This is a genomic window from Mesorhizobium sp. WSM4898 (assembly GCF_029625845.1).
Classification (GTDB): domain Bacteria; phylum Pseudomonadota; class Alphaproteobacteria; order Rhizobiales; family Rhizobiaceae; genus Mesorhizobium.
In genome coordinates this window covers 13,884-26,449 of sequence record NZ_JARTVQ010000002.1, presented here as the reverse complement: position 1 = coordinate 26,449, position 12,566 = coordinate 13,884, and the positions used below count along the sequence as shown (strand labels likewise).

Here is a 12,566-nt window from a genome sequence, read left to right as displayed (position 1 = left end):
TCAGCTTCGACAGGTCAAGCGCAATCCTTCCAGTTCTTCATCTCGCGATAGATGAGCAGAAGCATTAGCATCTCTGCCGTGCCCGGCGCGGCATTCTTGGGTAGCCTCGTCTCGAGTGCTTGGAGCTGCCAGCGCCGCAATCCCGGCCAGGAAATGACGGCGACTCTGGATGATTTGCATCTCCACGTCTCCCCTTGAGACAAATCGGATCAGGTTTTCAGCTCACTCTTCAACTCGTCGAGGAAGCGCCAGTCCGTTCCGTATGCGATGATCTGTTGCGGGCTCGATTTGATCATGCCCGTCTCCTGCATGCGCAGTGTGTAGAATCGCAGGGAGTCTTCAGGATTGAATTCCCGCCAGCGGTCGTACCGGATATCCTTCAGCGTTTGCAGCGCGTAGTCATACGATGGGACGAAATCGCGATGGATCATCTGCCGGGCCACCCTTTCCGGATCCGACACGCAGAGGTCGGCGGCCTTCAGGATGGATCGCAACACCCGCTTGGTCGCCACCGGATACCTATTCACGTAATCCATCGTCGCGGAGATCATGCAGCAGAAATACTGTGACCATGGGCGGTCGACGGCATTGTTGAGGATGGTGTGGCCGATCTTCTTGGCGCGCAGCTCCTGCGGCTGGGGCGGCGTGCCGAGGAATGCGTCGATCTTCCCCTGGACGAAGAGTTCCGTGGGCTTGACGCCCTCAGTCAAGACCCACTGGATATCGTTGACGGGATCGAGCCCGACATAGGCGGACATGAGGGACAGCCACACGTGTCGCGAGTTGTTGAAACCATCAACGCCCACCCTCTTGCCCCGCAGATCCGTGACGCTGCGGATGCTCTCCTTGGCGATCAGTTCAAGGCATCCTGAGTGCAATCCGGTTAGCACCTTGATCGGCACGCCGGCATCGATCGACGCGATTTGGTTCGGCGGAAAGTTGACCGAGAAATCGGTCTCACCGCGTGCGATCCACTCCGATTGGTCGACGTTCCTGTCGCCTTCCACGTAGCGAACGTCTGTGAAGCCCTCTGCGCGCATCAGTTCCCCGGCGATGTAAGCGCCTGCCCAGCAGTAGGAACCACCAATCCACCGTGGCAGACGAACCGTGGTCGTTTCCAGCGTCGGTTCCGCATGGAGTGAGCTCGGAAAGCCGATGATACCGGCGGCGCCTGCCACTGCAGCGCCGGCCAGGAATCGGCGGCGGGTTTGGATGATCTGCATCGGAAGGCTCCTATTCCGAATTGCAAAGGGCAAATCTGGCCGGAACCAGCAAAAGAGGCTTCGGCAGAGGCAGATGGTCTTGTGAGCGCGACGAGTAGTTGTGGGTTCTAGCGCGCCCAGTCCGATGCGGGAGTCTTGCGCTCTCAGTCGCCGGGTCATTGGCCGCCGACGATATGCCACGATACGCCCAATTTGTGTTGGCTGCGAGCGCAAAACTTACTCGCGCCAAACGTCACGCGAGGGAGACCGCCTCCCGCTGTTGCGAGTGCCACTTTGAGTCTACTGCGGCCTGCATCGGATCAGCTTGAGATCTGAACGTCCGTTATCACTCTTCGGAAACCAAAAGCTGCCATTCCGCTGTCGTGAGGAGTTTCGGGCGCCGGCAGGCGTACGAAAGTCCCCGAGGAAGGAACCCGCGGGCCACAGGCGATGGCTATGGGGATTTCGATTTTCGGCCGATGTCGGCGATGGCGCGACCGCCGTCGGGAAGCTCTGGGGTGAATGCGGACAGACCGCTTCGCTGCGCCTCCGCGCGGTGTTGTCGGGACGGTGGGCGGCTGGGCGAGGCTCTGTCGGAGCCTGCAGCTGAAGGCTGAACCATTCCATGCCGGGTCATGGCATGCTGCTCTCGGTCGACGGGGAAACCGTGTGGCGGTCCGCGCGGCTGCCTCCATCGTTCGAACACCTCGATCACGATCATGCGGCCGCCACAGCAGCGGCATGGCGGGCGGAAGTTGTCCGGTTCGTGCGTGGTGTCATCGTCGGACGGTGCGGCGACGTTCAGGAGTTCACGAGCAAGCGCGAGGCTGGCCTTGCGGGCGGAGCCTGCGAGCAGCCCATAGTGACGGATGCGGTGGAACCCACGTGGCAGGACATGGAGCAGGAAGCGGCGGACGAACTCGTCGGTGGCGAGCGTCATGACCTGCTGCTGGTCTGCGCTAGGGCGACGATAATCCTTGTAGCGGAGAGTGACGCGGTCCTCGTCGAAACGGATGAGGCGTCGGTTCGAGATGGCGACACGGTGCGTGTAGCGCGACAGGTAGGCGAGCACCGCCTCCGGGCCGGCGAAGGGTGCCTTGGCGTAGACCACCCAGCGCTTCCTCTCGACGGGAGCGAGGTGGCGCAGGAATGCCCGCCGGTCGGTGAGGTGCGCCATCGATCGGAAGAAGACGAGCCGGCCGGCGTCGCCAGCCCGACCAGACGGGTGAGGAAGAGGCGGCGGAACAGCTTGCCGAGTACCCGCACCGGAAGCAGGAATGCCGGGCGCGACGATACCCAGCGGCTTCCGCCGAGTGCAATGCCGCCGCCCGGCACGATCATGTGCACGTGCGGATGGTGCGTCATCGCCGAACCCCAGGTGTGAAGCACGGCGGTGATGCCGATGCGTGCGCCGAGATGCTTCGGATCTGCCGCGATCGTCAGCATCGTCTCCGACGCTGCCTTGAACAGCAGGTCGTAGACCGCCGCCTTGTTGTGGAAGGCGACGTCGGCGACCTCGGCCGGCAGCGTGAACACGACGTGGAAGGAGCCGACCGGCAGCAGGTCGGCCTCGCGCTCGACAAGCCATGTCCGCGCCGTGGCACCCTGGCACTTCGGGCAGTGCCGGTTGCGGCAGGAATTGTAGGCGATGCGCCACTGGCCGCAGTCCTCGCAGGCCTCGACGTGACCACCAAGGGCCGCGGTGCGGCAGTGCTCGATCGCCGACATGACCTTGAGCTGGGCGAGGCTCAGATGCCCGGCATGGGCGACCCGGTAGGCGGGCCCGGCAGTGCGGAAGATGTCGGCAACCTCGATCGAGGCGCGCACGCTCAGCCGTCGGCTGAGATCTCTTCCGGCTTGAAGAGGGGCTCGTGACGGTGCGCACCGTGCGGGTGGCAACCTTGGTGTAGAAGGCGGTGCTGTTGAGCTTGGCGTGCCCGAGCAGGACCTGGATGATCCGGATGTCGGTGCCGTCCTCCAGCAGGTGGGTGGCGAAGCTGTGGCGCAGCGTGTGCAGTCCGACCCGCTTGGCGATGTTGGCGGCCTGTGCTGCCTCGACGACCACGCGATAGAGCTGGCGGGTGCTGATCGGCTTCATCGCATGCTGCCCCGTAAACAGCCAGCCGTCGCGATGCATCACCCCCTGCTGGCGTCCGACCTTTCACCACTGACGCAGCAACAAGAGCAAGTCTTGCGACAGCATGGCGTTCCGGTATCGTCCGCCCTTGCCGCGCTCGACACGTAGCAGCATCCGCTCGCTGTCGACGTCGGCGACCTTCAGCATCGCCACCTCGGCCACGCGCAAGCCTGCGCCATAGGCGACCGAGAGCGCGGCCTGGTGCTTGAGGCAGATGGTGGCGTTGAGCAGCCGGGCGACCTCGTCGCGGCTCAGCACCACCGGCAGCTTGCGCGGGTGCGCCAGACGAACGAGCTTGCGCGCCAGATCGGGACGATCGACCGTATGCGTGAAGAAGAAGCGCAGCGCCGACACGATGCTGTTCATCGTCGGAACCGGCACGCCGTCGTCCTGCTGCTCGATCTGGAACCGGCGCAGGTCGTCGGTGGTCACTGTATCCGGCGACCGGCCGAGGAACGTCGCCAGGCGTCCGATGTCGCGGAGATAGTTGCGCTGCGTCTCCTGTGAGAAACGTCGCATGTTCATGTCGTCGATCAGTCGCTGACGCAGTGGACTGATAGGTGCATCAAGAACAGGATAGGGCATGGTCGGGCTCCTTGTTGAAGAAGCCCGTGATGCTCTGCCGCTGCCGAACCCCGCTCAACGCGGGCGCGACGTCCGGCTCGTGATCTCTACCTCACCCCACGCGCCCATCCCGCGCAGCGGGTTCGTTCGTCGGCCCCAAAGACGTCATGGCTGCTTCGCGCCTCAGTGCCTTCTTTCGGTGGAAATCTTGCGATGATCCTGAAACCTGCGTTCGTTCATCGGTGCGACGGCCAGGCGGACGGCCCTGTCCGATCCTACGATCATTGACATGCTAGCAACACGTCCACGTGGACAGGCCCGAGGGTCGGAATTTCGTACCGGCCCTCAGCAGACAGCCGAAGCGCGAAGACCCACCGCCGCCTCCCCACAGCGGCAACGCTCGCAGCCGCCAAGAAATCCAGAGAGCGTCGCCTAATCCGTTGCCTTTTGGGTGCTGCTCCGGCCAACTACCATCTTGGCTCCGGCTGATAAGCCATTTGAGCGATCACCTTCGTTGCGTCTCCGCGCCGTTGGTACTTCCCTATCAATCCCTTCTCGTCGTCCTCCGAGACCGAGCTAACGCGGTACAGTTTCCACATTTTGTCTTTCGTTGGCGAGAGACGGTATGTTCTGCCATTGGCGCGGCAAAACCAGTGAGGAGATTTCTGGAGCTGCGCCCACTTGCAGTCAGCGCCCGACAGGAGGCGCTGTTCGCGAGCCACTCGATCCTCTTCCCTCAATCTCTGATACCTCTCCTGTTGCTCCGCCCGAAGCCGCTCCTCTTCCCGCTCCACGTGGTCTCTGAGCAGGCCGATGATGGCCGGCAGCTCGGTACCCTCGGCCCTTTCCTTCTCGTAGATCGCGAGACACCCTGGGCGAAGCTCCTCTTTTGGGTACGAGAAGTATTCCTCGTCCTCGAACGCTCTCATGCGCTGGTCGACATCCGTCGTCGTCACCTGTGGCCCCGGCATGTCATTGATGAAATCGCGCAGAGCCTCGATTGGTACCCAACAAGCCAAGGCGGATTTGAGAAGGACCTCGCGTTGCCCGTCCCATTTCCTCCAGATTGAGTTGCTCCGATCGATGCGCCTGACGATCTCCTGCGCCAACCTAATCACAGAATAGGGATCGCGGATGTGGCGCAGGGACGGGCTCTTCACGTAGGCAAAGAGGAGCTCCTTAACAATCGAAATCCGTTCGTCTTCTCTCATCATACCTGTCCTCCCTCCGGCACAACGTCCAATTAAGCCCACCGCTGTGGCGCTGTTTTGAAAATTACCAGGGGATCGCTTCTCATAGTTGGCCAGCGCGCCCGACTGCAAAATTTCCGCGTATTTCGACGAGATATTCATTGCATCTTGACATCTCAAATGGGCTATTGATTCATCCTTTCTCTGAATTCTGGAGTTCCCGCATGTCGGAAAAGAGGATGAAATTCGTGAAACTTGCCGAGGCTAGGACCCAAGCGGCGTTGGAAGCTATTCGGAAAATTGGGAATCTTTCGAACAGGCGAGCCTACGAATTCGATGACGGCGACGTAAAGAAGATGATCAAGGCGCTGCGAGATGCGACGTCAGACATCGAACGGAAGTTCGGATCCACTTCGGCAGCCGAGAAGGACGTCTTCAAACTTTAGGATTTCTGCGATGAGCTTCGAACGCCTGACAATCCAAGATGACAGATTTCTGATCAACCGCCTTATCGGACAGGCGCCGCGATATACGCTCGTCCGCGAGTTTTTCATGAACGCGCAGGAAAGTGCAACGTTGGCACCGGAGGGCCAGCGATTCGTTCGCATTTACCCGACGCTGATCGAAGGTGTTCGAAAGCTAACGTTCTGGAATACGGGTCCGGGAATGGATGCAGTAGAGCTTCGGACGGCAACGAACATCTCTGCCTCCATCAACAAACAGATGTCGCTCAGTGGGAACTTCGGCATCGGTGCTAAGGTTTCCGGCCTGACTGTCTCGCCAGCGGGTATCCGCTATCGTTCCTGCAAGAACGGCGTGGTTCACGAGGTCACGATAGGATTCGACCAAGAAGCTGACACGTTTGTTCGCTTCGTCTACGAGGTTGAGGGAAGACAGGAGTCCGTTTTCGACGTCACCCAGGCGGTTCGAAAGACGGCCGATCTCTCCTTTGACTGGACGGAGGTCGTGCTCATAGGCGAGGACGATGACCACGACACGATATCAGAGCCAATCGGCAAGGGAATCCGCGTCGATCGCAGCTATGTTGCAACCCAAATTTTTCGGCGCTTCGCGGAATTTCGACCTGGCGTTAGGGTGATTTTGGATGTCTCCGTGACAAAAGGGGGAGGGCGCGATGAAACGGGAAGGACGCGCACCCTCAAAACGCTGCAGGACGTCGTCTCGCAACTCCCGAACGCTGAAATCGTCGCCTGTCCCGAGACAGGCGTGAAGATTCAATACCTGCACGACCCGAAGCACGCGAATTACAGTCACTCTATTAGCGCGCTCAACAACCCAGCGACCTCATCGACCTCGTTCTGCGCACTAGTTCATAGAGGTGAGCGATACGATTTCCGCACTGGGAAGAAATGGTCCGCAGTCGCCCCAAATTACGGAATTCCTTTCGGATCCACCGTCCTCACGGTCGAGATATACCTCCCGGACGATTCAGCTCTTCCGAACCAATATCGCGACGCCCTCACGACCGTCGAGGAGCGCAATCCGATTACTACCGATGACTACGCGGTGAAGGTCCGAGAATTAATGCCCGAGTGGGTCAAAGATGTGATCAGAGAGGCGCACCCACCAAGGGACGAGAACCTCGATGATCTGCAGAAGGATCTTCAGAAGCTACTCGACGAGTTCCGCTTGCCGACTTCGACATACATAAAGTCACACAAGGCGCCCGAGCGCACCGAAACCAGTGATTTCGGACTCGACGAGGCCCGCTCGGCCGAAGTCGATCCGATTGACGTTGACGAAGATCGCTTCCTTCGCGGCGAGCGGAACTTCGGGCAGAGGGCGACGGAGAAGAAGGTCCGAAAGGCGCCAGAGGGCGCGAAGCTCTCCAAAGAGGCGCAGGCACTCGAGCGTGCGCCAACGATCGAGATATTGGACGATCCCGCAGAAATTGACGAGAAGCAGATGAAGGGTCGCGCCGCGCGCTTCTATAAGGATGCACAGACACTTTTCATCAACGGGCTTTATTCGGCGGTCGACAGGATGATTGCAGAGCTCGAGATACACTTTGTGGGGCAGGCAGAGGGAGAGGCGCTTCGCAGCATCGTCTTGAGAGCGGCGCAGCGATCCATGGCGTACCGCGTGGGCAAAGCCACCTGTTACGCGATCAGCAAACGGCTGGTGGACGGATGGTCGCTCGAAGATCTCGACCGGGCAACCTCTCCAGAGTCTCTTTCTCTCGCTGCCGATGACTACCGCCAGAGCCTGACTACGGCCCGAAAGTGGATCAGCGCCGAGGTCAAGGCGCATGGATTTGCCGTCGCCGAACCAGAGGTGGCGTAGGGCCCCTGCTTCGGGAAGCGCAAAAGGCAAGCCAACCCCTACTGGATCCGTTCTCATTACCGCAACGCGCTGACGCATTACAGTCGTCCGTCACGCCGTAAGGAAGCCTGGAAAGGCGCGCTCGAGCCTTTCTACCGGCTCTTTCCGGCGAAGAAGAGCGCCTTGGATGCATCTATTGTTCGAAGGCCGTCGTGCAGACCTCCTCCCTGAGAGCGAAGGTCTGATTTAGGTCCATAGAGAAGCTCGCAGCCAGTCTGCGGCGCCCTGCTGGCGACTTCTGCTGCCTTCTACCCACTGAAGGGTGCCCTGAAGACCCAGAGACATGTGAGCAACCGTCCGCATGGGCAGGCTTTATCGGACGTCCTGAACCGCAGCCCAATCGCGTCCAATAAGGTCTGTTGACGTTTGGACGTATTTGACTCAAAAGTCTAAATGCTATTGGACATTGGAGGGTGGGGTGCAGGTCGGTTACGCGAGAACCTCAACAGAAGAACAGGTGGCTGGTCTGGAGGCACAGGTTCGAGACCTCCAGGCCGCGGGTTGCGAGGAAGTCTATTCGGAGCAAGTGTCGGCTCTAGGAGATCGAAAGGAATTGGACCGCGCCCTGAAGTTCCTCCGCAAGGGTGATACGTTGGTGATCACGAAGATTGATCGCCTCGCGCGCAACACGCGCACGCTGAGCGATCTTGTCGATGGTCTACATGGAAGGGGTGTCGGTCTGAAGGTGTTGCAATTCGGCAAGGACACGTTGGACACGACGGGAGCTTACGGTCGGCTGATGCTGAACATGTTCGCCGCTTTCGCCGAGTTCGAGCGAGACCTGATGAGAGAACGACAGAAGGAAGGCATCGCGAAGGCAAAGGCAGAGAAGAAGTATAAAGGGCGGAAGCCGACGGCGCGAGCCAAGGCTGGCGAGGCGGTCGTCTTGTTTCAGCAGCAGAAGTCCGTGTCAGAGATCGCCACGTCTCTCGGCATCGGGCGGGGGTCGGTCTACCGAGCGCTTGCGGCTGCTGGCCTTAGATAGCCAACGGTATGCAAGTGTGCGCGGACATGCTCAAGAGCCGGCGTTGAATGAGCGCCGCCCCTGTCAGGCTCCCCCGGACATAACTTCAACCCTGAGGCGCTTCATTGCTTCCCGACCTTAGAGGAGATCTTCTCGCACCTTTTTCTCGCGAGTGACGGCAATATCTAAGCGCGGCCGTAAATGCCTCGGCTGCCAAGTCGCATTTGCGCTTGGATGCACCATTGCTCTGAATGACAATTTCAGCCTGCCTGGTCGTCAAACCGTGCTTTGCCGCAAACTCGTCTATGTCGGCTTCCGTCCAGCACGACCGCTTCAAACCTTGCATTTTATCTCCTGGTCCCGAAATCGTGAGGAGCCAACGCCGGACCGTCGATAAGGTTTCTGATCAACGCCGAGAGCCCTCAACTCGGCTGGTCGCCAGAGGCGCCTTCTCGTCGACGGCTATGGAGCGTCACCACGCTCTCGTACTCTTTCCGTTCTGGCCTCTGAATGGCAGGCAACTTACATAGCCAGGGCTATGGCCTCGGCTGGAACGCTGCCGCGCTCACGAGCCTGGAGGCTATAGAACGGCCCGGCAGCCATCTTGCTTCGGGGGGAAGTGGTGACGCACCGCCGTGCCGAGGTAGTCCGGGAGTGGGTAGCCAAAAACCCCGGACAGCGTTAACCATAGCGTCACGGCGGGCGATGGCAATTGTTGATTGGGTCAGCCCACGAAGGCGTCCGATCCCGAAACCGAGCCCGATTGCAATGCCCGTAAAGAACTTGCCAGCAGCACCTAGGGCAATGACGCGGACCTTGGCCCAAACGTCTACGCGGAGCTCTCTGAGGGCAGTGGCGATATCATCGAAGATCGCGGCCATAGCAGAGATCCTAGATCGAAACGGATTCGCTGTGAATCCTCCCGTCCTCTGGCGCGAAGGCACCAGTTCTTAGCGACTGCTGAAAGGAAGATCGCCGGGCGAGGAACCCCAAATCCTCAAGCCCGGCGAAGTTACTTCCTGATGCCCAATCAGGAAGTCCGGTGAGGCGTCACCGGCAATTTCTTCGATGTAAGGTCGATGCCAGCATTTTGGTCCCGAAGTGAGACAGGCAAGCGCTACGCTTCTAGGCGTCTGTCTCTAGCGGTTCGTGGCCCGGCTGTTCATGCAAGATCACTTGTCGCAGATCGCGCCAGTCGACCGCCTGTCCGCAGACCGGGCACTTGCGGAAATGGTCGCGTTCGTTGACGTATTCCTTGCTGGTGGCGGCGGCCGAGCGGCCTCGGACAGCTTGGTCACGTCGCCTTGTCCACAAGCGGCGTCTTCCTTGTCGGCGGTTTGTAAGGGGTCACCACTCTGACCGTATCGGCATTCACCGTGGCAGGAACGCCTAAGTTGATGGTCACTTTGCCTTCGTCTACGCGGGTGACATCGCCTCGCAGATCGATCTCCTGGCCCTGCTTAACCTTCGAGATCCGATCAACGATGGAATGGGGCTGCCCATAAGACGGGATCGACACGCTCACTCGATCCTCGGTGACGCGCCTGCGAACCTTGGCCGTGATCGCGACCTCATCGCCAATGTTAATGCCGCCCTTTGCCATGAGGTGTCTGGCGCGGCTACTGACTTCGTCAAGGTTGAGCTAATGTTTACCAGTAGAATAGATTGACGGTGGTCAGAGATAACCCGCGGAGGTCGATCCCTTCGGGGATGCAGCCGCGCGGTGGCAACCTAAAAAGCCCGTTGCTTGCGCTGATTGTCCGCGACGGGCTTTTTTGTGGAACCAAACCGATCAAGTCGCGTTGCGGACCACTGGGGACTTTTCCTATGGCCGAAACCGGGCAAGAGCTTAGCGACCGCGCGCAGGCACATAAGCAATTGATCGTGCAGTTCCTAACCCGGGAAACCGGCATCACCGAAGCCCAAGCGCGCGACCTCGTAGACATGATCGGCAATGCCCCGGCTTCGCTCCTTCGAGAGGCGCGGTTGCTGAAAAAGCTGTAGCGCGACCCACCGACAGCAGCACTGCGAAGGCCGGTCGGTTAACAGACACGCCAGTCACCCCAGGCAACGAGATTGCGGGCATCTATTCGCTCTCTGATGCCGCCGAACGAAGGGACGTATGCTGGCGGGCTCTGTGAAATGATGCAGCGAGGCGAAGGTTTCCGGACAGGGACCAAAGCATCAGCCTATCCGACTTCGGTCGCATCGGCGGACGGGAACATTCCCACCAGTGTCCCGGTTGAGTCTCGCAGCGTGTCTTTCCGGCATGAGACTCACCGCACTGGGGCGCTCCTCCCGGGAGCCCGTTCGACCCCCTCAGGCGAGCGGGCTCTTGCCTCTGAGGTTCCAACGCCACAGTCGGCATTCGCTCTCGCGCTTTGAATTATTTGATTGATCTGCTTGCGAAGGCTCAAGCCGCCGATCATCTGACGAATGTCGTAGCCTTCTTTTTTGATCTTTGTACGCACCTCACCAAAATTGGCGTAAACGCCAGACTTGGCGAGTTCGAATGCGCGCTCAAGGGTCGTTTTCCTGTGGTCCATAGCAGCGCTGAGCATACAGGAGTTTGGGGAAAGCTGCGACAACGGCTTTCGCGGCCTCAAATTTCAAACTGAGACACTACCAGCCTACATGACTGGGCATGGGTAACGGCTGGACGCTTCAGGAACTGGTCGACGAGGCGTTGGTCTTGCAGAACTATCCCGGCGACACTGCTCTCGTTGGGGAATGGGATCTCAAGGTTTGCGATCTTGAAGAAATCAGCAGCAAAACCACCGAGAACAAGTCAGCGTCGTGTCGCGCGCCAAGTGGTGCTGGATGTTTTTGCGCACGAGCCCCCGGCCCATGGAAACGGTACGTTGAAAGACGCAGTTCAGTTGCCGGGTCGATGACGATCGGCAATGGCTTGGCGCGTCTTTAGCTAGTCATTAGGACAACAACGTTGAACGCACGAACACGATCGTCCGTTTAATTAGGTACATGTCTGCACGTATGACGCGGGACGCAAATCTGAGTCACGGCGAAAGGAACCAGTTCGGCTGCTTTGCGCCGCCGTCCGGCCATTGGAGCTAGCTTGCCCGACGGCCGTAAGCAGACTTCGCTGCTCAAAAGGCGAGAACGATGCACAGAGACGAAGTTAAGGGCGCAGCGAAGGAGCTCCGCGGCTAGGTATTCAGCCACGCCTCAGCGCGGGAATCAAAGCAGGATCAAGGCTTCGGTCGGCGTTAATCGTGGAAGCCGCTGCTGGGGACAGAAAAGCGACTGGCGACGTTACTGGACGGCCAAGGTCATCGCCGGTGATGCATTGGCACAGTGAATCGTCGCTGCTAGAGACCGCTACTTTGCACTCCAAGGCGAAGCCGGACCGAAGCCTCTAGGTCTTTGGCAAAACCAAGCGCGAACTGAAGAACCGTCGTTTCATTCGAAGCGACAGATCCTTGGCCCTCGATAGCGATCGGCAGTTCTATTTTGCCGGCGGGTGAGGTCACGCGAACATTAAATAAAAGCTGGCCACCGGGCCGCTCCTCAACTGTTATCAATTCGACAGTTGCCATTGTTACTCTCCCACTCGTCACCCGAATCCCTCACCTCGGTTGGCTGGGAATTGCAGTTTTTCGGCTCTAGTTCGGTCGATACCTTGGGCCAACGAGGGGCTCGTTCAAATCAGGCGATTGCGTTCCGCGAGTTCGCGTGCCCGCCTCAGAGTGCCGTCAGTGTCAGCGATCCTGCGCCTTGTTGCTTCGTCGGTTCTAATCGTCAGCCGAGCTGAGATAATCTTGGGTGACTTGGTGACCGCCTCGATCACCAGGGGCGGTGCATCCGGTGTTTTCAAGGTTCTCATTGGTATTATCCTTTCAACTGAATGACTGCAGGAGCAGTCGACATTCGGCGGTTGCTCCACATGACCGGCCCAGAAGCCCTGAACCGTATTGTGGGCCTGCCAATTAGGATTCCCGGCCGGCCACTTCCCGCCGCTTGGCGTCCTGAATGTTCATTTCGCCAACAATCTTTTCCGCCCGGCGCGTCTTGATACCGACCATCATCTTCTTCTCGAACTCGGCGGGCTGGCCGGTGAAGATGTCGAAAACGGTCCAGCTGTTCGGCTCGTCCATCCGAAGCGCGTAGCGGTTTGCCATGCTCGCATCCTTCTCGTTTTCGCCTCT

Annotated in this window: 9 protein-coding genes and 2 pseudogenes; 4 read left to right on the top strand and 7 right to left on the bottom strand. The window is 59.4% G+C overall.

From position 1 onward, the window contains the following. Positions 1 to 209 precede the first annotated feature (209 nt). The 4 genes and pseudogenes from P9228_RS07565 to P9228_RS07550 form a co-directional block, all read right to left on the bottom strand. Positions 210 to 1,223: an ABC transporter substrate-binding protein gene (locus P9228_RS07565; protein WP_278052922.1), complete on the bottom strand. Its 1,014-nt coding sequence runs from the start codon at positions 1,221 to 1,223 to the stop codon at positions 210 to 212. Positions 1,224 to 1,896: 673 nt separating this feature from the next. After that, a pseudogene (locus P9228_RS07560) lies at positions 1,897 to 3,029 on the bottom strand (IS91 family transposase); the annotation flags it as partial. Between the two features lie 2 nt (positions 3,030 to 3,031). Beyond that, positions 3,032 to 3,924: pseudogene (locus P9228_RS07555) on the bottom strand (site-specific integrase). A gap of 446 nt (positions 3,925 to 4,370) precedes the next feature. Next, positions 4,371 to 5,117: a hypothetical protein gene (locus P9228_RS07550; RefSeq protein ID WP_278052921.1), complete on the bottom strand. Its 747-nt coding sequence runs from the start codon at positions 5,115 to 5,117 to the stop codon at positions 4,371 to 4,373. A 215-nt stretch (positions 5,118 to 5,332) separates the two neighbouring features. Here P9228_RS07550 and P9228_RS07545 point away from each other — a divergent pair, with 215 nt between their 5' ends. From P9228_RS07545 to P9228_RS07535, 3 genes are all read left to right on the top strand, one after another. Then, positions 5,333 to 5,539, top strand: coding sequence for a hypothetical protein (locus P9228_RS07545; RefSeq protein ID WP_278052920.1), 207 nt, complete (start codon positions 5,333 to 5,335; stop codon positions 5,537 to 5,539). A gap of 10 nt (positions 5,540 to 5,549) precedes the next feature. Beyond that, on the top strand, positions 5,550 to 7,397 hold the full coding sequence (locus tag P9228_RS07540) for a hypothetical protein (protein WP_278052919.1): 1,848 nt from the start codon (positions 5,550 to 5,552) through the stop codon (positions 7,395 to 7,397). Positions 7,398 to 7,854: 457 nt separating this feature from the next. After that, positions 7,855 to 8,421: a recombinase family protein gene (locus tag P9228_RS07535; protein ID WP_278052918.1), complete on the top strand. Its 567-nt coding sequence runs from the start codon at positions 7,855 to 7,857 to the stop codon at positions 8,419 to 8,421. A 1,273-nt stretch (positions 8,422 to 9,694) separates the two neighbouring features. Here the strand turns inward: P9228_RS07535 and P9228_RS07530 are convergent. Further along, entirely contained in the window at positions 9,695 to 10,003 is a 309-nt protein-coding gene (locus P9228_RS07530) for a hypothetical protein (RefSeq protein WP_278052917.1), read from the bottom strand. A gap of 107 nt (positions 10,004 to 10,110) precedes the next feature. On the opposite strand from P9228_RS07530, the gene P9228_RS07525 reads away from it, so the two are divergent. Beyond that, positions 10,111 to 10,404, top strand: coding sequence for a hypothetical protein (locus P9228_RS07525; RefSeq protein WP_278052916.1), 294 nt, complete (start codon positions 10,111 to 10,113; stop codon positions 10,402 to 10,404). Between the two features lie 1,325 nt (positions 10,405 to 11,729). Here P9228_RS07525 and P9228_RS07520 read toward each other — a convergent pair. Beyond that, positions 11,730 to 11,957, bottom strand: coding sequence for a hypothetical protein (locus tag P9228_RS07520; RefSeq protein WP_278052915.1), 228 nt, complete (start codon positions 11,955 to 11,957; stop codon positions 11,730 to 11,732). 390 nt (positions 11,958 to 12,347) lie between these two features. Further along, positions 12,348 to 12,539 carry a hypothetical protein gene (locus P9228_RS07515; RefSeq protein WP_066995571.1) on the bottom strand — a complete coding sequence of 64 codons (192 nt, stop codon included), beginning with the start codon at positions 12,537 to 12,539 and terminating at the stop codon, positions 12,348 to 12,350. Positions 12,540 to 12,566: the final 27 nt, after the last annotated feature.